19 protein-coding genes are annotated in these 23,096 nt (G+C 61.8%); 15 read left to right on the top strand and 4 right to left on the bottom strand.

The features are described 5' to 3' along the window. Positions 1 to 10: 10 nt before the first annotated feature. The 4 genes from Q0859_RS03785 to Q0859_RS03770 are packed head-to-tail and all read right to left on the bottom strand — an operon-like array spanning position 11 to position 3,431. Positions 11 to 1,198 carry a DegT/DnrJ/EryC1/StrS aminotransferase family protein gene (locus tag Q0859_RS03785; RefSeq protein ID WP_299147697.1) on the bottom strand — a complete coding sequence of 396 codons (1,188 nt, stop codon included), beginning with the start codon at positions 1,196 to 1,198 and terminating at the stop codon, positions 11 to 13. Between the two features lie 21 nt (positions 1,199 to 1,219). After that, positions 1,220 to 1,927, bottom strand: a complete 708-nt coding sequence (locus Q0859_RS03780; protein WP_299147694.1) for a PIG-L deacetylase family protein — start codon at positions 1,925 to 1,927, stop codon at positions 1,220 to 1,222. Further along, positions 1,924 to 2,835 (bottom strand): formyltransferase family protein, encoded by a 912-nt coding sequence (locus tag Q0859_RS03775; RefSeq protein ID WP_299147692.1) that lies wholly within the window; start codon positions 2,833 to 2,835, stop codon positions 1,924 to 1,926. The genes Q0859_RS03780 and Q0859_RS03775 overlap by 4 nt, the downstream gene beginning before the upstream one ends. Next, positions 2,832 to 3,431, bottom strand: coding sequence for a sugar transferase (locus tag Q0859_RS03770; protein ID WP_299147689.1), 600 nt, complete (start codon positions 3,429 to 3,431; stop codon positions 2,832 to 2,834). The genes Q0859_RS03775 and Q0859_RS03770 overlap by 4 nt, the downstream gene beginning before the upstream one ends. 886 nt (positions 3,432 to 4,317) lie before the next feature. On the opposite strand from Q0859_RS03770, the gene Q0859_RS03765 reads away from it, so the two are divergent. The 15 genes from Q0859_RS03765 to Q0859_RS03695 all read left to right on the top strand — a co-directional run bounded on the left by Q0859_RS03765 (position 4,318) and on the right by Q0859_RS03695 (position 23,096). Continuing rightward, entirely contained in the window at positions 4,318 to 6,483 is a 2,166-nt protein-coding gene (locus Q0859_RS03765) for a nucleoside-diphosphate sugar epimerase/dehydratase (protein WP_299147687.1), read from the top strand. Positions 6,484 to 6,533: 50 nt separating this feature from the next. Next, the gene (locus tag Q0859_RS03760) at positions 6,534 to 7,769 is read left to right on the top strand and encodes a glycosyltransferase family 4 protein (RefSeq protein WP_299147684.1); all 1,236 of its coding nucleotides are present in this window, start codon (positions 6,534 to 6,536) and stop codon (positions 7,767 to 7,769) included. Beyond that, entirely contained in the window at positions 7,766 to 8,221 is a 456-nt protein-coding gene (locus tag Q0859_RS03755; RefSeq protein WP_299147682.1) for a GtrA family protein, read from the top strand. The genes Q0859_RS03760 and Q0859_RS03755 overlap by 4 nt, the downstream gene beginning before the upstream one ends. Then, positions 8,214 to 9,851: a hypothetical protein gene (locus Q0859_RS03750; RefSeq protein ID WP_299147679.1), complete on the top strand. Its 1,638-nt coding sequence runs from the start codon at positions 8,214 to 8,216 to the stop codon at positions 9,849 to 9,851. The genes Q0859_RS03755 and Q0859_RS03750 overlap by 8 nt, the downstream gene beginning before the upstream one ends. A gap of 94 nt (positions 9,852 to 9,945) precedes the next feature. Further along, on the top strand, positions 9,946 to 10,752 hold the full coding sequence (rfbF, locus tag Q0859_RS03745; protein WP_299147676.1) for a glucose-1-phosphate cytidylyltransferase: 807 nt from the start codon (positions 9,946 to 9,948) through the stop codon (positions 10,750 to 10,752). An 11-nt stretch (positions 10,753 to 10,763) separates the two neighbouring features. After that, complete coding sequence (rfbG, locus tag Q0859_RS03740) at positions 10,764 to 11,987, top strand: CDP-glucose 4,6-dehydratase (protein WP_299147671.1); 1,224 nt, start codon at positions 10,764 to 10,766, stop codon at positions 11,985 to 11,987. After that, positions 11,984 to 13,201 carry an aminotransferase class I/II-fold pyridoxal phosphate-dependent enzyme gene (locus Q0859_RS03735; RefSeq protein ID WP_299147668.1) on the top strand — a complete coding sequence of 406 codons (1,218 nt, stop codon included), beginning with the start codon at positions 11,984 to 11,986 and terminating at the stop codon, positions 13,199 to 13,201. Before rfbG ends, Q0859_RS03735 begins: the two co-directional genes overlap by 4 nt. Before the next feature lie 25 nt (positions 13,202 to 13,226). After that, positions 13,227 to 14,138: a class I SAM-dependent methyltransferase gene (locus Q0859_RS03730; protein WP_299147666.1), complete on the top strand. Its 912-nt coding sequence runs from the start codon at positions 13,227 to 13,229 to the stop codon at positions 14,136 to 14,138. A 60-nt stretch (positions 14,139 to 14,198) separates the two neighbouring features. Next, positions 14,199 to 15,455 carry a class I SAM-dependent methyltransferase gene (locus Q0859_RS03725; protein ID WP_299147664.1) on the top strand — a complete coding sequence of 419 codons (1,257 nt, stop codon included), beginning with the start codon at positions 14,199 to 14,201 and terminating at the stop codon, positions 15,453 to 15,455. Between the two features lie 12 nt (positions 15,456 to 15,467). Beyond that, on the top strand, positions 15,468 to 16,445 hold the full coding sequence (locus Q0859_RS03720) for an NAD(P)-dependent oxidoreductase (RefSeq protein ID WP_299147661.1): 978 nt from the start codon (positions 15,468 to 15,470) through the stop codon (positions 16,443 to 16,445). Beyond that, on the top strand, positions 16,442 to 17,437 hold the full coding sequence (locus Q0859_RS03715; RefSeq protein WP_299147658.1) for a glycosyltransferase family 2 protein: 996 nt from the start codon (positions 16,442 to 16,444) through the stop codon (positions 17,435 to 17,437). Before Q0859_RS03720 ends, Q0859_RS03715 begins: the two co-directional genes overlap by 4 nt. A gap of 5 nt (positions 17,438 to 17,442) precedes the next feature. Further along, positions 17,443 to 18,582 (top strand): glycosyltransferase, encoded by a 1,140-nt coding sequence (locus tag Q0859_RS03710; protein ID WP_299147654.1) that lies wholly within the window; start codon positions 17,443 to 17,445, stop codon positions 18,580 to 18,582. Between the two features lie 9 nt (positions 18,583 to 18,591). Further along, positions 18,592 to 19,785 (top strand): glycosyltransferase, encoded by a 1,194-nt coding sequence (locus Q0859_RS03705; protein WP_299147652.1) that lies wholly within the window; start codon positions 18,592 to 18,594, stop codon positions 19,783 to 19,785. A gap of 1 nt (position 19,786) precedes the next feature. Continuing rightward, complete coding sequence (locus tag Q0859_RS03700) at positions 19,787 to 21,706, top strand: AAA family ATPase (protein ID WP_299147649.1); 1,920 nt, start codon at positions 19,787 to 19,789, stop codon at positions 21,704 to 21,706. Beyond that, a complete protein-coding gene (locus Q0859_RS03695) occupies positions 21,678 to 23,096 on the top strand; it encodes a hypothetical protein (protein ID WP_299147643.1) in 1,419 nt (472 codons plus the stop codon). Before Q0859_RS03700 ends, Q0859_RS03695 begins: the two co-directional genes overlap by 29 nt.

Raw genomic sequence — 23,096 nt, 5'->3', positions numbered from 1 at the left:
AAGTGATACATCAAGCAGGTGACGCCACAGGGCTGCGCCGCTCGGCCATCCGCCCGATCCGCGCGACGGTCCGAGCAAGATCGGCGATCTCGTCCTGTGACCAGCTTGGGTCGATCAGAAAGGCAAGGCTGGTTTCGCCAAGCGATTTTGCAACAGGCAGGGGCGCGGACGGGCCTATGCCACGGGCGCGAAACATCTCTTCGCGGTAGATTTCAGAGCAACTGCCCGAAAAGGCGGGAAACCCGGCCTCTGCGATCTCGGCCAGGATACGGTCCCGTGACCACCCTGCCGCCAAGGCCGACGGTTCAACGAAGGCATAATAGCGGTACCACGCATGAGTGATGCCCGCGGGCGGGGACACGACGCGAAACGCGCTGCATCCCGACAGCGTTTCGCTCAGAATGTCGGCGTGAGCGGTGCGGATCGCGCGCCACTCGTTCAACCGCGCAAGCTGGACGCGCCCGATGGCCGCCGACATGCCCGTCATGCGCAGGTTGGTGCCGGGCTCACCCCGGTGCAGCCAACGAAAGCCGGCGGGATGATCATCGGCGTGGACCACCGCATAGCTTTTGCCATGATCCTTGAAGCTCCACGCACGGTCCCACAGCTGCGGGTCCTCGGTCAGCAGCATGCCACCTTCGCCGCCCGTCGTCATAATCTTGTCCTGACAGAAGGAAAACGAGGCGAAGGTGCCAAAGGTACCCACATGGCGCGCGCCAATCATTGCACCATGCGCTTGCGCACAATCCTCAATCACCCACAGCCCGTGGGCCGCGGCCAACGCCATGATCTCTGCCATGTCACAGGGCCAGCCCGCAAGGTGAACGGGGATGATCCCGCGCGTGCGCGGCGTGATCAGCGGGGCGATGGTTTCGGGGGTAATGTTCTGCGTGTCAGGGTCTATATCGGCAAAGACGGGCACGCCGCCCGCAAGCATCACGCACGCCGCCGAGGCGACAAAGCTGCGCGGGGTCACGATCACCTCGTCCCCCGGCTCAAGGTCAAGCGCGCGCAGGGCCGCATCCAGCGTTACCGATCCGTTGGCCATCGCAATCGCAAAGGACGCACCCGTATAGGCGCAATAGGCATCCTCGAACGCGGTCACGTCAAACCCCGTCCAGGCGTTGACCTTGCCGGATTTCAGCACCGCCGTGACGGCAGCGATCTGTTCATCATCATATATGGGCCAGCGGGACATGGGCATTCTCCGGTTCTGGGATCAAAGGACGGCACGGACGAGGACAAAGCCCTCGGCGGCGGTGCGGTGCACGGTGGCACCGCGCAGGGTGGCAAGCGCGTGCAGGCTCTGGATCGAGCGTTCGTGCGGGGCGGCACGCACCTGACTGACAAAGCAGGCAAATGCGGCCAGTTTGTCCTCGAGCGTGTCGGTGATGTCCACAAACACGTTGGGCAGAAATGCGGGCGTCAGATAGGGCGCATTCCAGTTCGTTTCGGACAGGGTTTCATAAGCCAGGATGGTGGTGGGAAAGCGCGCCTGATGCGGGCGGCTGGCCACCAGCGTCGACAGGAACGTCAGTTGGTGATCCATGTGGATATCGCCGGGGTGGGGGGCAAAGACGGTGTGCGGGTCAAGGGTGCGGATCAAATCGCCCAACCCCTCATTCAGTGCGCCATGGGGGTGTTCGGCCAGTTCGGCGGCCGGAAAGTCCAGCAAATGGGTCTGCGCGATGTTGAGATGGGCGTGGGCGGCACCAGCCTCGGCCCGTACTGTCGCAATTTGCGCCGCGTCAAAGCGGGGCGGCTGGCCGCTGGTCACGACCGCAACATGCACATTGTGCCCGGCGCGCGCGAGCCGTGCCATGGTGCCGCCCACGCCCAAAACCTCGTCATCGGGATGCGGTGCGACCACCAGAACCGGGCGGCCATCGGGATCGGGTTGGCCAAACAGGCCGGGCAGGGCGCTCATGGCTGGCTCCTTCCAAGGTGGGTGTGTCGGGCGGGCGCGGCACCAGACCAGGCCGTCACATCAAGGCACGCGCCATCGCCGCAATAGATCGTGAAGTGGTCGGATGTGACCGCCTGCACCTGACCGGGCAGACCGATGTAATATCCATCCCGCGGGCATATCTGCGCAGCGGTGATCACCAGCGTCTCTCCAGCGGCGTTGGTCGTGAAGGCACCGGGATAGGGGGGACCTGCCGCACGGATCAGTCGGTGAATGTCGCGCGCTGGTCTGGCCCAGTCGATCAGCCCGTCACTGGGCCGGCGCCGGGCACAGACAGAGGCCTGCGTCTCATCCTGCGCCATTGCGGGACGCTGACCTGCCTTGAGGTCAGACAAAAGGGCGGGCAGCATGTCTTGCAAGGCGTCAATCACCTTATCATAGAGACTGCGGGCGGTTTCGGCCTCGGGGTCGATGGCAAAGCGGCGCTGCGCGGCGATGTCGCCCGTGTCCACCCCATCATCAAGCCAGAACAGGCTGGCCCCCGCCTGCGCACCGCCCATCAAGATGGTCCATGGAATGACACCGCGCCCGCGCAACTGCGGCAGGGCCGAAGGGTGAAACCCTATGGCACCATGCCTGGCCAGCGCCCGGAACGCAGGTCCGCAAATCTGGGACCAGCCAATGACCATGATAATGTCGGGGTCGATTGCCGCAATAGCGGCATGGGTGTCGGGGGCGTCGCTTTTCTCGGTCCGGTGAACGGGGATGTCATATTGTGCGGCGATTGGCCCAAGATCGGCAAAGTCCGAATGACGCCGTGCCAGGTCTGTGGGCAGTGTCACCACCAGATTGGGCGCATGGCCGGCCTTGCAAATCGCGGCAAGCGCGGCACGCGAGCCTTCTACCGCTCCGACGAACACCGTTCTCATGGCGTTGCAGACCCGGCAAGCGACTTTGACACCAGCGCAATTCGGTCGACACGGCGCTGTTCACCATAAAGGGCAACGCCAATCGTCTCGGCCAGGATGCGCAGATCAAGCCACGTGCTGCGGTTGTCGATATACCAGACGTCCAGTTGCAGCTTTTCGGTGTCCGACAACATGGTGTTGCCGCTGACCTGCGCCCATCCGGTCAGACCGGGACGAACGGTAGCGCGGCGCAGGCCATCCTGACCAAACTCGGCGATGGTTTCGCGCAACAAGGGGCGGGGGCCGACCAGCGCCATCTCACCGCGTAGGATCGTCAGCAGCTGCGGCAGCTCATCCAGCCGCAATCGGCGCACAAGGGTCGAGATCGGGGTCTGGCGCTGCGCATCGGGCAGCAAGGTCCCGTCGGGTGCACGCGCATCTGACATGGTGCGCAATTTGACGACTTTGAACGGCACATCATGCAAGCCGCTGCGGGTCTGTCGAAAGACACTTGGTGCCCCAAGCGACAGACGCAGGATCACACAGGCAATCAGGAAAAACGGCAATGCCAGCATCCCAGCCAGCCCCGTGATCAAAACTTCAACCGCACGGTTCATGTTCAATACTCGATCGGGTGCGGGCAAAATCTGCCCCTGCGGCACCACTCTGTTAGGGTCAACACCGCTGCGAGGCGGTTTCTTTAATCAATATATCCGGCTGTATATATGATGTCCGCTTTGTTGGCCATTGCAAATGACGGCACATGAGAACCATATTGCACGAGAATGGACCAGACGCCGCGGGCGCATTGAATATAATGGGCGAATGGAAGTGTTCTGATTCAACTGTTCCGGCAATTGAAGGAAAGTATTTTTCCAAAATCGCGATATTCCCAAAAATGTAAAAGACTCCGTCAGCGAATCGCAATGGGCGCGGAAATTTGCTCACGCAGGGTCGCCCACTCTCGATAAGGGAAATCATCCCGGAAAATTGCAACCATGAAGAGAATACCGCTTAAGTTGTTCCGTCATGCAGCAAACACCCGCAAAAACGGCCGTAATTTTAAATAGTTGAAAACATTAAATATTATAAAATATATCCACATGGATTGCAGAAAACTGTTAACAAATTGCTTACTTTTCGGCGCGTTTGAAGTATACATGAGGCAGGCATTTTATCGCCTAACACGCCTGACCGACGCGAAATTTTCTTCGCACAGGCGACGACGGGACGAGCGGAAAATACACCTGCGGGGACACGCGGGAGAAAAAAATTCATAAAACCAAATAATAATGTAGGGCGCTAAGCCTGACGATTTTGAATAAGATAACGCGCTCCTAGTCACATTATGCGCGACATAAAAAAGGCCACACACGGCTGAGCATTTTCTGATTTGAGACTGGCAAACCCCTATTTGCCGGTACCTGGAAACGTGTGTCATTTCTATTGCAACCAGTTGCCCGATTAGGAGGTGCTGGTATTTGTTTAACGAGGTGTTTGGAAATGAGCAATTTAGACGGCATGACGATAGGCGACCAATTGGTCTGGACGCCAGCAAGACGGGCCGGACGCGCAATTTCGGCGCGGATCGGGGGGCGATTTGCATCGACGGGTCGGCTGTTGGCGGCATTGCGCGCCAACCGCCGACTTGCGATCGCCGATACCGTTGCCACGGCGCTGGCCGCACTGGCTGCCCTGCTGCTGACGGCCAATCTGATCGGCGCGCATGTTCTCAGTCAAAGCCTTGCCGCGTTCGTGTCATCGGCTGTTCTGGCCGCCCTGATCATGTATCCGCTTAGCGCCTTTTATAAACGCCACGCCCGCGCCACATCCTTGCGGGACGCGGTTGTCGTGGTGCGCGGTGCGATGTTGGCGCTTGGTCTGCAATGGTTGTGCATGTCGCTGCTGCCGGGCACGGCCTCTGTGCCCCTGGCTTCTTTCGCCATTCAATTCCTTGTCGCAGTGCCCGCGCTGGTCGGCTTGCGCCTGTGTGCTCGCCACCGCGAACTGCTGCGCAAGGTCAATCACGCTGACCGCGCACCCGCTGAGATGGCGGTTGCGGACACGCGCATTCCCGTGCTCGTGGTCGGGACGGGGACAAACTGTGATCTGTTTGTGCGCGCCTCACGCACGCCTGACGCCCGCTATCGCCCCATCGGCATCATTGATGATGCACGCGACACCGGCGGTCTCGTGTTCCATGATATCGACATCCTCGGCTCGCTTTTGTCGCCGGACCGGCTGTGCGCGACCCTTGAGATGATGGAGGCCTTGCCCCAACGCCTGTTCCTGACCGAGCCGGTCACGCAGCTTGATTCCGCCGGGATCAGCAAGTTGATCGCCTGGGCCAATGCGCACAGCGTGCCTGTGTCGCGCCTGCCCAATCTGGGCGAAGCACCCTCGGGCTCTGAACTTGGCGGGGTTGAGCCGCGCGCCGTCGATCCCACAGACATTCTTAACCGTCCGCAAAAGGCGGTAGAGCGGTCGCTGCTGCGCGCCTTGTTCAACGGTCGCCGTGTCCTGATCACCGGGGCGGGCGGATCCATTGGCAGCGAGCTGTCGCGTCAGATCGCCTCCTTTGGTCCAAGCCAGCTGGTATTGCTCGAACAGTGCGAACTGAACGCCTACACCATCGATCAGGACCTGAAACAGTATTTCCCGGACGTCCAGCACCATGTGCATGTCGCAGATATTCGCGATGCCAAGCGGGTGAACGCGATCTTTGCCAAGCACCGCCCCGAACTGGTGTTCAATGCCGCCGCCCTGAAACACGTGCCCATGGTCGAGGCCAACCCTTGCGAGGGTGTGCTGACCAACGTGATCGGCACCCGCAACATCGCTGATGCAGCCCGCGACGTCGGGGCCATTGCGATGGTGCAGGTTTCGACCGACAAGGCCGTGAATACCACCAATGTGATGGGCGCGACCAAACGCGTGGCCGAATTCTATGTTCAGGCGCAGGACCGCATCACATCTGAAACCGGCGAAAGTACCCGCTTTTTTTCGGTCCGGTTTGGTAATGTTCTGGGATCGTCCGGCTCGCTGATCCCGTTGTTCCAGAAACAGATCGCCCAAGGCGGACCACTCACGATCACCGACGACCGCATGACCCGCTATTTTATGACCATTCGCGAGGCGGTCGAACTGACCCTGGTGGCAGCCGCCAAGGGATTGGCGCAAAAGACCGGGCTGGGCCAGATCTTTGTTCTGGACATGGGTGAGCCGGTCAAGATTGTGGACATTGCCCACCGGATGATCCGTCTGGCCGGGTTGCGCCCTGACGATGATATCAAGATCGAAGTGATCGGCATTCGTCCCGGCGAAAAGCTGTTCGAAGAGCTGTTTGACCAGACCGAAACGCCCCGTGATTGCGGGATCCCCGGTGTGCAGGCGGCGGTGCCCGAGGGGATTGCCATCTCCCGGCTGCGCGCCGCGATCCATCACCTTGAAGGTGCGGCGCGGGGTGGATCAGCGCGTGACGTAAAACGCCGCCTGAAAAATCTTGTCCCCGGCTATGGGGTCAACGGGCTGCGGCCGATCGAAATCACCGACGACACGCTGCGCGCGCCCGCGCCGCGCAGGCATGACCCCATTGCTTTACCGCCCGTGACTGTGGCCCTTCCGACGGGCGGTTACCCAAATCGATTTCATTACGAAACAAATACTTAGACATGTCAAACCTTGCCAAACATACAGCGTCGCACTTGCGGCGAACGGGAGTGGTTTCTCCTGACGATGCCGTGGAGGTGACCCCGGTGACCTCCCAGCACGTGGTTGTGATCGCAAGTCTGGCCTGGTCACTGGTGAATTTCCGGCTGGATCTGATGCGCCGGATGATGGCGCAGGGCCACCGAGTGACAGCACTTGCGCCCGACTTTGATCCCGACACCCGTGCCCAGTTGCAAAGCGAAGGGATCACTTGTCATGCCGTGCCCATGCAGCGCACCGGGCTGAACCCGTTGGCCGATCTGCGCACGCTGCGCACCATCTCGCAGCTGTTGTCGGCCCTGCACCCGGATGTGGTGGTCGGCTACACGATGAAACCGATCCTCTATGGATGCTGGGCAGGCCATATGGCTGGCGTGCCACGCCGCTATGCACTGTTCACAGGCCTTGGCTATGCGTTTTCCAAGGCGCGCCCGCGCGGGCGGCGCCGTGTGGTGCGCGCCATTGTCGTCGCCTTGCACCGGATGGCGTTGCGCCATGTGACAGCCGCGTTTTGCTATAACCGGCAGGAACGCCGCGACATTCGCAGCCTGCGTCTGATCCCGGACAACGTGCCTTTGGTGGATGTGCCCGGATCGGGTGTGGACACCCGTCGCTTTGCGCCCGGCACCGTGACACCGGCCCAATTCCGCTTCCTCTTTGTGGGGCGGCTTTTGAAAAGCAAGGGGTTGGAGGTGCTGGCAGAGGCCGCACGGCTGTTGCGCGCGCGGGGCCATGACTTTGACCTTGGCGTGCTCGGCCCGCTTGATACGAACCCCGACGCGATTCCGTTGGCGCAGATCGAACAGTGGCAGGCAGAGGGGCTGTTGACCTATCTGGGCGAGACCCGCGATGTGCGCCCGCATCTGGCCTCTGCCGGGGTGTTCGTTCTGCCCACCATGCTGCGCGAAGGGGTGCCACGCACCATTCTTGAGGCAATGGCAAGCGGTTTGCCCGTCATCACCACCGACGCGCCGGGTTGCGGCGAAACCATTGAGGACGGCATATCGGGCCGGGTTGTGCCTTGCGATGATGCGCCGGCCCTGGCGACCGCCATGGCCCAGTTTATCGCAGACCCTACATTGGCCCGGACAATGGGGCAGGCAGCACATGACCGCGTGATCGAGCGTTATGATGTGCACAAGGTCAACGCCCTGTTGCTGACCAATATGGGGCTTGAGGCCCCGTGCGTGGCTCATGCCACCACCCCCGCAACCCCGCTGAGCGCAAGCGTGGAGTCCGTGGCATGAAACAGATGCGCTATCCCATTGATCTGCCCTTTGATCCGGGCACCGACGCCGCCAGAGCCGCGCCCCAGTTCCGGGCACGCGTGCTGCGGTTTCTGGGTGCGGGTGTGCTCAACACCGGGTTCGGTTACGGCGTCTATGCCGCCACGATCTGGATGGGGGCGGCCCCACAGATCGCGCTGATTGCGCAATTCGGGCTGGGGGTTCTGTGGAACTACACAACCCATGCACGCCTTGTCTTTGGGGTGCAGGGTACCGCACGACTGCCCCGGTATATCCTGATCTATGTCGCACTTTATGCGTTGAACGCCGCGCTGTTGACGGTGCTGCTGGCCGGGGGGCTGAACCCTTATCTGGCGCAGGCACTCGCGCTGCCCTTGATCGTCGTCGCATCCTATATCGGCGTCTCCGCCGCCCTTGGCGTGCCACTGCGCGGAGGTCTGTCCGATGACTGATGTGGCACATACACCGTCGCTGCCCGGTGCTGTACGCACCACACAGACACAGCACGCACCCAAATCGCGCCTGATACTGATCGTCGCGGTGATCGGTGGGCTGATCTTGCTGATCGCCCTGTTTGGCCGCATCATGGACTTCGGTATTCGCCGGGACGAGATGCTGTTCGTTGCACCCGCGCATCTGTTGGGCCGCTTCGATCTCTATACCGATTTCTTCTACAACCACCTGCCATATTCCGCCTGGCTGTTTCGCGGCAGCTATCTGGCCTTTGGCGATCTGGGGCTGTTGATGTCGGCACGTCTTGCGGTCTTTGCAGGCTGGCTGCTGTTGCTGGGGGCTGCCATGTGGGGCGTCTACGTCGTGTCACGCGCGCCGATGCTTGCGATCTTTACCGGGGTTGCGCTCATCACCAACGAAACGTTGTTGGGGCAGGCTGGCATGGCGGCGTCGAACAACCTGTTGCCGCTCAGCTTTGGGGTGCTTGCGTTGGGCCTGTTCCTGAACGAAGCGCTTCGGGGCCCCGTGCGTGCCGCGCCTCTGTTTTGCGCGGGCCTGTGTCTGTCGATTGCCACGGGGATGAAGATCAGCGCCGTTGTGATCATTCCGCCCTTGGTGATCGGAGCCTTTCTGCTGCCGCGCACCCTCGGCTTTGTGCAGCGGCTGCGCCGTGTTGTGCTGCCCGCCCTGATCGGGGGGCTTTTGGGTGCTGCGCCATTGTTCCTGCAATTGCTGAGCGCGCCCGAGGTGTTCATGGCCCACGTGACCGGATTTCATACCGGCCCCCACATCGCCTATTGGGAGGCCTTTCGCCACACCGAGCCCGAGCTTGCCATGAGCCTGCGTGACAAGGTGGTGATGGCCTATGCCGGTTGGCTGTCGGGGGGCGCGCTGTTGCTGACCCTTGGCGTCGTGGCCTCGGGCTGGCTTGTGCTGACAGGGGCGCGAGAACGGGCCAAAGGGATTGAGTGGGGTGCGCTGCTGCTGACCCTCGCTGTTCTGGGCACCACCATGGTGATGAGCTTAGTGCCCACACCTGCCTTTCCGCAATATTATGCGGCTCCGGTTGTGTTCCTGCCCTTTGTGGGCGCGGTCTTGGTGCGCGCGCTTGATCCGCAGACCATGCGTGCGCTTGTGCCTGCATTGGCGGCTGGCATGATCCTGATGGTGTTTCTGGCGCTGCCCCGGCTTGGCCCCGGACTGCTGGCCCTGCGCGCCCCGGCCCAGACCGAGGTGGCGCAGTTCGACGCGGGCGGGCGCGAGATCGCATCGGTGCTGAGTGAGGCGGGGCTGACTGGCCCCATCGCGACGCTGATGCCCCTTTATCCGCTGGAAGAAGGGCTGGAGGTCTATCCCGAAATCGCCACCGGGCAATTCGCCTACCGGGTGGCGGATTTCATCACACCTGATCTGGCCGGGCATTTCGTGATGTCCGGGCCGGATGGCATGGCCGCGCTGTTTGAAGCTACACCCCCTGCGGCCCTTTTGCTGGGCTATGAGCCGGACCTTGAAGGGCCCATGCGCGCCTATGCGCAGGCCCATGGCTATCAGCCCGCTGCCGCGCAAAGCCTGTCCAACCGCTATGGCGACGGCGTTTTGTTTATTGCCCGGGGGGAGGTCGCGAAATGACAGCTGCGCCCATTTTTCCCCACAGCGCCCATGCCGATTTTTACGGTGTGACCACGCCCGTTTTTTCAAAAGACATAAAGAAGGAACCATTCAAATGAAGACGATACTTCTGGCCGGAGGCCTTGGATCCAGACTTGCCGAAGAAACGGTGTCCATTCCCAAACCCATGGTCGAGGTCGGCGGACGCCCGATCATCGCGCGGGTCATGGATATCTACAGCAACTTCGGCCACCGCGATTTCGTGATTGCGGCAGGCTACAAGGCGCTGCTGCTCAAACAGTTCTTTGCCAACTACCACCTGATTTCGAACAACATCACCGTGGCGCTGGACAGTGGCGAGATGACATTGGTGCCCTCGGCACCCGGCGGGTGGAACGTGTCGGTGGTCGACACCGGGGCCAACACCATGACCAGCGGGCGCATCCGCCGCCTCAAGGACTGGCTGAACGGCGAGACGTTCATGTGCACCTATTCCGATGGGCTGGGCAATATCGACATCGACGCGCTGCTCGACTTTCACCGCTCGCATGGCAAGCTGGCGACGGTCACGGCCGTGCAGCCGCCCGCGCGCTTTGGCAACATCGATCTGCAAGGGGACCGGGTCAACGCCTTCACCGAAAAGGTGCATGGGCGCGACACCTGGATCAACGGCGGCTACTTCGTCTTTGAACCCGGCGTCCTTGACTACATGGTCGATGACAACGAACCGCTGGAACAGACCCCGCTCAGCCAGATGGCCAAGGACGGGCAGTTGATGGCCTACCGCCACAACGGATTCTGGCATCCCATGGACACGGTGCGCGACCGCAACACGCTGAACGCGCTGTGCGAAGACGACACGCCGCCCTGGATGGACTTTGACGCCTATCAGCCGGAGCGTATCCCGGCCGTGGCGATTTAAGGGTCAGAACGATGTCGGCTCAGATCGGATCAGATTTCGACGGCGTGTTCGCAGGGCGACGGGTGCTTTTGACGGGGCACACGGGTTTCAAGGGCGGGTGGATGTCGCTGTGGCTTGCCCGGCTCGGGGCCGAGGTCACCGGCATTGCATTGCCGCCCGAAACCGGGCCCAGCTTCTTTGAAGCCTGCGGGGTTGCGCGGTCGGTGGACAGCCGGATGGCGGACATTACCGACCGTGTACGGCTCAGCAAGGTGATGGGTACGGTGGATGCGGAAATCCTGATCCACATGGCCGCCCAACCGCTTGTGCGCCGCTCCTATTCCTATCCGGTCGAGACATTTGCGACCAATGTGATGGGCACAGCGCACGTGCTGGAACTGGCGCAGCGGATGCCGTCGCTCAAGGCGATCATCGTGGTCACCAGCGACAAATGCTACGAGAACAACGAATGGGAATGGGGCTACCGCGAGGCCGACCCCCTGGGCGGGGCGGACCCTTACAGCGCTTCCAAAGGGTGTACCGAAATCCTGGCCCACGCCTATCGCCGCTCGTTCTTCAACAAAGAGGGTGGGGCCCGGCTGGCCACGGTGCGGGCGGGCAATGTCTTTGGCGGTGGCGATTGGGGGCTGGAACGCCTTGTGCCCGATATCGTGCGCGCCGCAGCCAACAAACGCCCGGTCAAGATCCGCAATCCGGGCAGCGTGCGCCCCTGGCAGCACGTGCTTGAGCCGGTGTCGGGATACATGGCGCTCGCGGCACGTCTGTTTCAGCACGGAGCCCCTTTTGAGGGGGCGTGGAACTTTGGCCCCGATGTGTCCTCGACCGTGCCGGTGCGCCAGTTGACGCAGGAAATCTGCGAGGCATGGGGCGCGGGCGGCCCCGAGATCCTGTACGGCGATGCGCAGGACGCGGCCCCCGGCCACCAAATGCACGAGGCAGGTCTGTTGCGCCTCGACAGCACCAAGGCCCACACACGGCTGGGCTGGCGACCCCAGCTCAGCCTCAGCGAAGCGGTTGGTATGACCATTGAGTGGTATCGCCACCATGCCGAAGGCCACGGGATGGTCGCCCTTACGGACGCGCAACTCAGTACATTTTGCGGCCGCATGGACGGGCAGGGCACCCATGCCACCCCGGTTCCCATCATCGCGGCCCAAGCCAGCCGCCGCCGCGAACCCCTTATGACAGGCACGCTCAGTGTCCAACCAGGTAAAACGTCAGGAGTCCAGAAATGAGAGTGAATTACGGTCAGACCGTCCACGGTCAGGAAGAGATTGATGCGGTGGTCGAAGTCTTGCAGACCTCGACCCAGATGGGGCCACGCGTGCACAAGATGCAGGCGCGGGTCGCCGCACTGTTCGACAAAAAGCACGGGATCATGGTGAATTCCGGATCGTCCGCCAACTACCTTGCGGTCGAAATCCTTGACCTGCCCAAAGGCAGCGAGGTGATCACCCCGGCGCTGACCTTTGCCACCACTGTTGCACCGCTGATCCGGCACGGGCTGATCCCGGCCTTTGTCGATGCCCAAGAGGGCACCTACAACATCGATGTGGCCAAGATCGAAGCGATGATCACCGACAAGACAAGTGCGCTGATGATCCCCTCGCTGATCGGGAACCTGCCGGATTGGAAAGCCATCCGCGCCTTGGCTGACAAGCACGGGCTGCGCGTGATCGAAGACAGTGCCGACACGTTGGGTGCCACCATGCAAGGGCGCAGCACGGGCCGCTATTCCGATGTCTCGACCACCAGCTTTTACGGCAGCCATGTGATCAACGGCGCGGGCAATGGCGGCATGCTGTGCGTCAACGACCCCGACCTCGCGCGCAAGGCGGTTCTGCTCCGGTCATGGGGGCGCAGCTCGTCCTTGTTCGTGGAAAGTGAGACCATCGAAAATCGCTTTAACGTCGAACTGGACGGTATTGAATATGATGCAAAATTCGTCTTTGAAGCACTTGGGTATAACCTCGAACCCTCCGAGATCAGTGCCGCCTTCGGCCTTGTGCAGCTCGATAAGCTGGACCTGAATATCTCCGAGCGGGAAAAGAACTTTGCCAGCCACCTCGCGTTCTTCCAGCAATACGAAGACTGGTTCGTTCTGCCGCGCCAGTTGCCGGACTCGCGCACGGGCTGGTTGTCATTCCCGCTGACGCTGCGCGATGACGTGCCGTTTACCCGGCGCGAAATGCAGATGTTCCTGGAAAGGGCCGACATTCAGACGCGGCCCGTCTTTACCGGAAACATTCTGCGCCAACCGGCGATGAAAGACCTTGAGTATCGCACAGCTGCGGGCGGCTATCCGGTGTCGGATGCCGTTATGCGGGGCGGTATCCTGCTGGCCTGTCACCACGGGCTGACGGACGCCCATGTCGCCTATGTGCACGAACAGTTCGAGGCATTCGCCGCGCAATATCAAAGCCGCAGCGCGACCCACACGGCCGCCTAAGCCTGCGCCCTTTCAGGAGAATGAAATGCCCCTCGCAGATCGCAAAATCGTAGACAGCCTTGTTGACTGGCCAGACACTGCACCCGACCCCGCGGGGGCCACGACCACGTCTGCCACCCAGTCCGACGGGTTGCCGATCTATGTCGATTTCGCCAATTCCGTGATCGACATCGATGACCTGAAAGGGGCGGATGCAGGCCAGATCGAACGCCGCCACTATTCCGGCCTTATCGGTCGGCTCAAGCGGCTGGTCTCTCCGATCAAGGAGTCGACGCTGGAGAACACGCAAGCGTTTATGCGTGCGCTCAAGGCGACCAACCCCGAACCTGTGGTGCTGGTGATTGGCGGCGGGACGGTCGGGCAGGGGATGGATGCGCTCTATGAGGATCCGGCGATCAAGCTGGTGGCGCTTGATATCTACCCGTCGCCTGAAATCCACTTTGTGGCCGATGCCCATAACATTCCGATCCAGAACGGTGCCTTTGACGGGGTTGTGGTGCAGGCCGTGCTGGAACATGTGCTGCGTCCCGAAGTGGTGGTCGCCGAGATCTGGCGGGTACTGAAGCCAGGCGGGCTGGTCTATGCCGAGACCCCGTTCATGCAGCAAGTGCATGAAGGGCCTTATGATTTCACGCGGTTCACCGAAAGCGGACACCGCTATCTGTTTCGCCAATTCGACCGCGTCACCTCGGGGTCAAGCGGGGGGCCGGGCACGCAGATGATCTGGTCCATCGACTATTTATTCCGGGGGCTGTTCCGCTCGCGCAAGGTGGGCAGCATTGCAAAACTGGCCTTTTTCTGGCTGCGCTATCTCGATCATCTGATCCCCGAAGAATACGCGGTGGACGGTGCAAGCGGCGTCTTTTTCCTAGGCAAGAAAGCCGCCCACACCATCACCGCCAAGGACATCATTGCCCAATATCGCGGCGCACAATAAGCGGCGCGCCCCTCGAATTTTTTGAATTTTTGAATTGAAGACTTTGAAAAGGACACGGATATGAACACTCAAGTTGCACTGAACAGCACATTGAAAACCTGCCGCTGCTGCCGGTCGGAAAACTTGCTGACCTTTCTGCCGATGGGCAATCATCCCCCCGCAAACATGTTCGTGCGGCCCGAAGAGTTGAACGATCCCCAACCGGCCTTTCCGCTCAACACCCAGGGGTGTCTGGATTGCGGCCTGATTCAGGTGGCCGATCAAATCCCCGAAGGGTTCTTTACCCACTACCTTTATGTGCCGTCGGGTGCGACCACGATGCACACGCACTTTAAATCCTTCGCTCAAGTCCTTGAAGGAATTGCGAAAGGTGGGTTGATCATCGACATCGGATGCAATGACGGGCTGATGCTTGGCTTTGCCAATGCCAACGGGTCCCGCACCCTCGGCATCGACCCCGCAGCCAATCTGGCCGAGATCGCGGCCAAGCAGGGCGTCGAGGTGCACGTCGCCTATCTGACCCCCGAAACCGCGCAGGATGTGGTCGACGCGCATGGCCGCGCGCAGGCCATCGCGACCTCCAACACCTTCAACCACATCGGCGATCTGCACGGTTTCATGGCCTCTGTCGACATTCTGCTTGCCGAGGATGGGACCTTTGTCATCGAGGTGCCGTGGGGCAAGGCCATCATGGAAACCAACGAGTTCGACAACGTCTATCACGAACACATGTCCGAGCTGAGCCTGCTGTCCATTGTCAAACTGGGACAGGCGACGGGCTTTGACGTCGTGGATGTGACGAAATTGCCGGTGCATGGCGGGTCCATGCGGGTGTTTATGCGCAAGGCGTCGCAAGGCGTGACACCCACCCCGATCGTTGCCGAGATGATTGAGAACGAGCGTGCCGCCGGTCTGCTGGATCGCGACGGATATCTCGACTTTGCCGCGCGGGTCCAAGAGATGAAGGTCGAGCTGCTGGCCCTGTTGTCTGACATTAAGGCCAAAGGTCAGACAATTGCCGGATATGGTGCACCCGCCAAGGGCAACACCTTGCTCAACTACTTTGGGATCGGGCCGGAAACCCTTGATTTCCTTGTGGATCGCAATCCGCTGAAACAAGGACTCTATGCGCCGGGGTCAAAAATCCCGATCCTCGCGCCCACGGCGGTGGCCGAGCGTAAGCCGGATTACATGCTTGTTCTGGCCTGGAATTTCTTTGACGAGATCCGCACGCAGCTGTCCGATTATGAAGCCACGGGCGGCAAGTTCATCGTGCCCCTGCCGATGCCGCGCATCGTTGGTGCCGACTCGGACTAGGCGGGCAGGGCGATGGCATCCATTCTGATCACAGGGGGTACGGGCTTTGTCGGGGCGCACTTGGTGCGCGCCTGCCTTGCGCGTGGCGACCGGGTGACGGTGTTGGCGCGCGCAGGCTCATCGCTTGCGCGTCTGGATGGCATGCGCCCCCGGATCGCGCTGCTGCGTGCCGACTTTGCTGATGTGGGCAGCGTGCGGCAGGCCCTGCGGGTGGCCAAGGCGGATGTGATTTTCCATCTGGGCGCCACCACCCGTTATGTGGCGCAGGATGATCTGGGGGATACGGCCCAAAGCCTTGAGGACAATCTGAGCCCGCTTGTGACGCTGGTGGCGGCAGCCTGCGATGTGCCGCCCGCGGTGCTGGTGCGCAGCGGCACCATCGCGGAATATGGTGATGTGGCCATACCCTATGACGAGCGTCTGCGCGAAGCGCCGCGCGGGGCCTATGCCGCCTCGATGTGTGCAGCCACCCACTATTTGCAATCGGTGCGCGCGCGGCTGCCCTATGCGGCAATAACCGTACGGCTGGCCCTCACTTATGGGCCGATGCAAAACCCTGATTTCCTGATCCCGCAATTGATCAGGGCCTGCCAAGGGGGCAAACGCCTGACCCTGCACCGCCCGCTGGATCGGCGCGATATGATCCATATCGATGACGTGGTGGCTGGCCTTTTGGCCGTGGCGGATGCCGGACACGCCGCCCCCGACCTTGTCAACCTCAGCACCGGGCAGGCCCCCACGATGGCGCAACTGGGCCGTGATGTGCTGCGGGCCTGCGGCGCGCGCCCTGCGCTGCTGACACAGAAAACCCAAACCACACCGGCAACCGAATTGATCGCCAGCGCAGCACTGGCCCAACAGACCCTGGGCTGGAGCGCGCGCATTCCCCTTGAGGAGGGGCTGAAAAGGACACTCGAATGGACACCATCACACGCCACCCCGCCACGCCGCACCCCCGCAGCGCAATTGACCCAGACAGGTGCGGCATGAGCACCCTTGTGTCGATCCTGATCCCCGCCCTCAACGAAGAGGCGAACGTGCGCACGGCCTATGATCGTGTGCGTACTGTCTTTGACGGGCTGGACGGGTACGAGATGGAGGTGATCTTTACCGACAATCATTCGGATGATCGCACCTTTGATATCCTGTCCGAGATGTCGGCGGCGGATGAACGGGTCCGGGTGATCCGCTTTTCGCGCAATGTCGGTTATCAGAAATCTGTGCTGACAGCCTATCGCGCGGCACGGGGGGCGTGCGCCATCCAGCTTGATTGCGACATGCAGGACCCGCCCGAGTTGATCCCGCAAATGCTTGATCAATGGCGTCAAGGTTATCACGTGGTTTATGGCGTGCGCAAAAGCCTGCCCGATGGGCCAGTCGTGGCTGCCGCCCGGCGCGCGTTCTACGCCCTCATCGATCTGATCAGCAATGATGATCTGCCGCGCAACGCGGGTGAATTTCGCCTCACGGACCGGCGCATTCTTGACGAGCTGCGCCAGATCGATGACCAGTCGCCATATGTGCGCGGCCTGATCAGCGGAATGGGATTTTCCCAGATCGGCTTTGATTACGACCGTCAGGCGCGCACCGCTGGCGAGTCAAAGTTCCCCTTCAAGGCCATGTTATCGCTGGCAATTGACGGGTTGATCAACCACTCGCTATTGCCGCTGCGGCTGGCTTCGATGATCAGCCTGTTTGTGGGCCTGTCCACCTTCCTGCTGATGATTGGCTATATCGTGGGCAAGTTTGTGTTCGGGGCCGACTGGCCTGCGGGCTTTGCCACCACCACCATCCTGTTGCTGCTGTCGATGACCCTGAACGCAATGTTTCTGGGGATCATGGGTGAATATATCGGGCGCATCTTCTTGCAGTCCAAGGGCCTTGGCCGCCCGTTGATCGAATCCGAGTTGAACGGCGGCCACACGCCACCCGATCACACGCGCTGGTCCCCGGACCGCGCCCGGATCGAGGCGGCGGAGTAGGGCGGATGAAACTCCTCATCATACAGGCGGGCTTTGGCGCGGGCGGTGCCGAAAAGATCGTGGCGATGATCGCCGCGCATCGCGCCCGACTGGGCGATGAGGTGCATGTGGCGGCCATGACCTGCCCACCCGAAGGGTCCTATTTCGAATACCCCGAGGGGGTGAGCCTGCACGTGTTGGACCCGCCGCAGCCGCGCCGCGCCCGGCTGAGCATGCTGCGCCGCACACGCGCCATCCGCGCCCTGATCCGCACCCATGAACCGGATGTGGTGGTGTCCTTTTTGACCAAGATCAACGTCCAGACCCTGATCGCCGCACTTGGCACCTACATCCCCGTCATCGTGTCCGAGCGCAACAATGTGCAGGCCCAGGCCGCACACCCGTTCTGGCGGCATGCGCAGTCGGCGCTCATGCCTCAGGCCGCGCGGATCGTGATGCAGACCAAACGGGCCTGCCGAGATGTGCCGACACGCGCCCGCGACAACGCCCACGTGATTCCCAATCCCTGCGCGCCCCGCGCGGGACAGTCCGACCCGCCAGTCGTAAATCCCCCACGGCTGGCGGCTGTCGGGCGGCTGTCGCATCAAAAAGGCTTTGATCTGTTGTTGCGCGCCATGGCGCTGCTGCATGGGCAACACCCGGACTTGCGCCTGACGATCTACGGTGAGGGCGAACAGCGCGCCGCCCTTGAGGCGCAGCGCACTGCCCTTGGTCTGGAGCACGTCGTAGACCTGCCTGGCAACAGCACGACACCGGGTGCATGGATCGCAGACACTGACATTCTGGTGCTGTCGAGCCGCTACGAAGGCTTTCCCAATGTCGTGGCCGAGGGCCTGGTCAATGCCCGCCCCGTGGTCGCCTTTGATTGCGATTTCGGCCCCCAGGAGTTGATCGAAGACGGGGTGAATGGCCGCCTTGTGCCGCAGGGCGATGTGATGGCTCTGGCGGAGGCTCTTGGTGCCCTGGCCGCCGCACCAAGGATGCGCGCCGCCATGGCTCAGAACGCAACTGCCCTGCGCGTGCGGCTCGATCCGGCCATCATCATGGCGCAATGGGATGATGTGATTGCCGACGCCGCTGCCACCGCCCGCCACGCAAGGGGCCACACGTCCGTGGTCCGCTCTTACCCCCAATCCGAACGCTAGGAGAACGCGATGAAAATCACCCACGTCGTGACCAGCACCAATATTGGCGGGGCTCAAATCATGCTTCAACGCTATCTGGCGGCCCTTGGCCCCGAAGCGGCGCAGCACGAGGTCGTGTCGCTGATGGATGATGGCAGCATCGCCGGACCGATCCGCGAGACCGGGTGCAGGGTAACCTCCCTCGGGATGATATCGCCGCTGTCCACACTCACTGCGGTGCGCAGGTTGCGTGCCCATCTGCGCCGCTCGGCCCCGGATGTGGTGCATGGCTGGATGTATCATGGCTGTCTTGCGGCATGGGCCGGGGTCGCAGGCCGCCGCCGCGCGGCGCGACCGGGTCTGGTCTGGGGCATCCACCATTCCTTGCAGGACGTGGCCAATGAAAACCGCACCACGCGTGCCATGCTGCGGATGATGGCGCGCGTCGCGCCGGGAGTGAATCTGATCACCTATTGTTCGAACGCCTCGCGCGTTCAGCACGAGGCGATCGGCCTGGCCCGTGCGCGCGCGGTGCTGATCCCCAATGCTGTGGACACGGATGTCTTTCGTCCCGATCCCGATGGGCGGGCGCGCCTGTGCGATATGATCGGGGTGCGCGATGATCGGATCCTGATCGGCAATGCCGCCCGCAACCACCCCATGAAGGATCATGTGAGCATGGTCCGGGCCATCGGCATTCTGCGCAGTCAGGGCCACGACGTGCACGGCGTGATGATCGGCGCAGGCCACACAGGCAGCGCGGCCGAGGCCGAAATGCACAAGCTGGGCCTGAGCGACCGGATCAGCATGGTACCCGCCCGTAACGACATTCACGCATTGATGCCGGGGCTTGACCTGTTCCTGCTATCGTCGGCCTGGGGCGAAGCGTTTCCGTTGGCCGTCTGCGAGGCGATGGCCTGCGAGGTGCCTGCCGTGGCCACGGATGTGGGCGATTGCGCCTATCTGATCGGGGACACAGGGCATATCGTGCCGCCCGGTAATCCCGCCGCCCAAGCCGCCAAGATCGCCCAGATGATCAAAGGTGGTTCTGCGCATTGCATGCAGATGGGCAAGGCGGCGCGGGCCCGCGTCTCGGCCCTGTTCTCAACCCCGCACTACATCGAGGCGCATCGCGCCGCATATCGTCAGGCCATCGACGGTTCCACTGTAACCACATCCGCAACGCGCCCCATCGATCTGGCCCGCGCAGGAAAGGAGGGATGAGATGACCGATACCAGCATGTCAGACACCCAACCCAAGACGAACCCACGCATGACTTCGCCAAACACCATCCTCAGCTCGCTTGCAGGGCGCTCGGACGAACGGGTGGGGCTTGACGGCATATGGCGGATCATCCGCCGCCGCATGGCGCTGATCGTCTGTGTGACTGCCGCAATCGTCACGGCCACCTATGTGATCGTCTCCACGATGGAGCCGGAATACAAGACCCGCTCGACCGTGGTGTTGACGACGCTGGACACCCGTGTGCGGTCCTCCGATGTGCAGCTTGAGACGTTCGAGTTGTCGCGTGCCACCATCGAGACCGAGCTGAATATCCTGCGCTCGCGCGAGTTTGCCTATCAGGTGCTCGACACGCTTCAACCCCATGACAATCCCGCCTTCATGGACACTGACACCGCAGATGTCCTTGAGGGAGAAGCCAGCCTGCGCGAGCGCATGATTGACAAGATGCTGAGTTCCTATTCCGTGTTCCGCGAGGGCGAAAGCCTTGCGGTACAGATCGTTGCGACCGCGTCCGATGCGGCGCTGGCGGCGGATATCGCGAATGCGGTGGCCGAAACCTATATTGCACAGAACGTCCAGAAACGCAGACAGGCGATCAGCAGTTCGATCACCTTCCTGCGCGAACGGGTGCAGATGCTGGGCGAAGAGTTGTCGGCAGCTGAACTGGCTCTCGCTTCGTTCATTCGCGAGAACGAGCTTGATGATATGGACCTGCCCATACAATTGCGCGGGGATGTTGATCGTCTGACGGCGATTGTCGCGGCCCGTGGTGACAGTGCGGACGAAGACGGTGCCGGGGCCCGTGCCGCCGCCCAACTTGAACAGACCCAAGCCGCCTTGCATGCCCGCACCCGCGCCGAGCTGTCATTGCTCAGCCAGGAACGCGCGATGGAGTTGTTGCGCGTGCGCTATCAAAGCTCGATCGAGCGGCTGAACGATCTGGAAACACAGATCGATTTCATCGTGCAGGGGGATCGGCAGGTGTCCTTTGCCCGTATCCCGTCGCAAGCCGCCTCTCCGAACGCGCCTGTGGCTTTGGCGGCCAGCGTTTTGGCGGGGTTGGTGTTGTCTTTTGTCGCAGCCCTCGCATTGGAAAGCGTGAACACGCGGCTGTGGAATGAAGATCAGACCAGTGCGGTCAGTGGGTTGCCCAACTTTGGCTACACCCCCAGGATCTTCAAACATGAATATGTCGGCAACCTCTACAAACCGAGCATGTTCATGTTGTCCCATCCCTATTCCGCCTTCACCGAGGCGTTGCGCGGGTTCCTCACGATCTGGTTCAACATGATCGAGAAAAGCCGCATTGTGATGGTGACCTCGGGTCTGCCCAACGAAGGCAAATCCACCGTTGCCGTCGCCCTTGCGACCGCTGCGGCCCAGGACGGGATGCGCGTTCTTCTTCTCGACCTCGATTTCCATCGGCAGGGGGCAGCCGCCTTGCTGGAAGTGTCCCGCTCGAAGTCCTCGCTTGAGGATGTGCTGGACGGGGCCAAACTCCCGGACGTTGTGGTGCTGGATGAGGCCGAAAATGTCAGCCTTGAGTTCCTGAGCATCAAGATGCGCAACAAAACCCCACCCAATGTGTTCAAGGCGCAACTGAGCGAGCTGCGAACCCATCTGAACGAGGCTTACGATCTGGTGCTGGTTGACACCCCGCCGGTGCTGATCCTGGACGAGGCATGTCGGTTGAACAGTCTGGTAGACAACTCGATCCTCGTCGTGCGGTGGGGCAAAACCACTCAGGACGTGCTGCGCGATGCCTGCGAGCGGTTGCAGCGCAACAGCGTCCCCGTGGCGGGCACGATCATCAACGATGTCGATCTCAGCAAACACCGCACCTACGGGTATGGGGGCTATGCGCATTATTATGGCGATGATGCGTATCAGCGGGGCTAGACACGGCCTGACCGGGGGACTGGCCCTGTCGCTGGCCCTGTGTGCCCCGGTCGGGGCGGCAGGCAAGGGGGCGTTTCCCGGCGCGGATGGCTATGGCGTGCAGGCGGTGGGGTGGAAGGGCGGGACCATCGTGGCCGTCACGACCCTCGCCGATGCCGGCCCCGGCAGCTTGCGCGCCTGTGCGCAGGACCTCGGATCGCGCCCCCGTATCTGCATCTTTGAGGTCGCGGGCACCATCGATCTGCGAGGCCCGATCATGGTCGGGTCCAACGTCTATGTCGCGGGCCAGACCGCACCGGGCGACGGGGTGCAGTTGCGTATCATCGGTGGCGGCCACGGACCCCTGATCGTCAAGAACGCCCATGACGTTGTCATTCGCCACCTCAAGCTGCGTCCCGGCCCAAGCCGCGCCCCATCGCCCACGGTGGACGCAATCACTGTTGAAAATGCGCGCCATGTGATGCTCGACAACCTGTCGATGTCCTTTGCCACGGACGAGACGTTCAACATCCATGTCTCCAACAGCACCGCCTCGGACATTACCTTGTCTGACAGTATCCTCAGCCTCAGCCTTGATCGCACCAACCATCCCAAGGGCCGCCATTCCAAGGGTGCGCTGATCTGTTCAGACGAGGGGGCCTATAACGCCTGCGGGCGCATCAGTCTGCTGCGCAACCTCTTTGCCCATCACCGCGACCGGATGCCGGACATCAAGGCCACACCCATAGGCCCGATCGAGGTCATCAACAACGTCTTTTACAATCCCATCAGCCAGTTCGGCGAAGTCTATGACCTGCTTGGCGATGCCGAGGTGGCCTATGTCGGCAATGTCGCGCTGACGGGTCCAAGCACGGTGCGCAAGACGCCCGAGGCGGTGCAGGTGTTCGAATGGGAGGATGAAAATACCGTCCGCCTGATGGCGGCGGACAATGTGACGGGCACGCCGACGGGCTGTCGGCTGCGCCGTTTTGAGGTGCTGGATGCCGCCGCGCGCGGTCAGCAGGTGTCGGACGGCTTGCCCATGTTGTCGGTGTCCCCAATGCCCGCCACCAAGGTCGTCGATCACGTGTTGGCCCATGCCGGAGATCGCATTGCAGGCACCCGCGATCTTGATCCGCTCGATGCGCGGGTTGCCGCAGATGTCATCGCCTGCACCGGGCAAGTGATTGACGACGTGACGCAAGTCGGAGGATGGCCGGATCTTGCGACGATCCGCGACCCGGCACAGGTGCGCGACACGGATGGCGATGGGCTGCCTGATACGTGGGAGACGGGGCGGGATGACCTCGACCCGGGCGCTGCAAATGATCCATGGGCGCATGATGCGTGGACGGGCCTGAGTTTCGTGGAAAGCTGGCTGGCCGAATTGGCGGACGATCCGCTGGACTGA

It is taken from the genome of uncultured Tateyamaria sp. (assembly GCF_947497045.1).
Classification (GTDB): domain Bacteria; phylum Pseudomonadota; class Alphaproteobacteria; order Rhodobacterales; family Rhodobacteraceae; genus Tateyamaria.
Note: the sequence above shows the minus strand (reverse complement) of the source record. Positions and strands in the feature narration are given on the sequence as shown.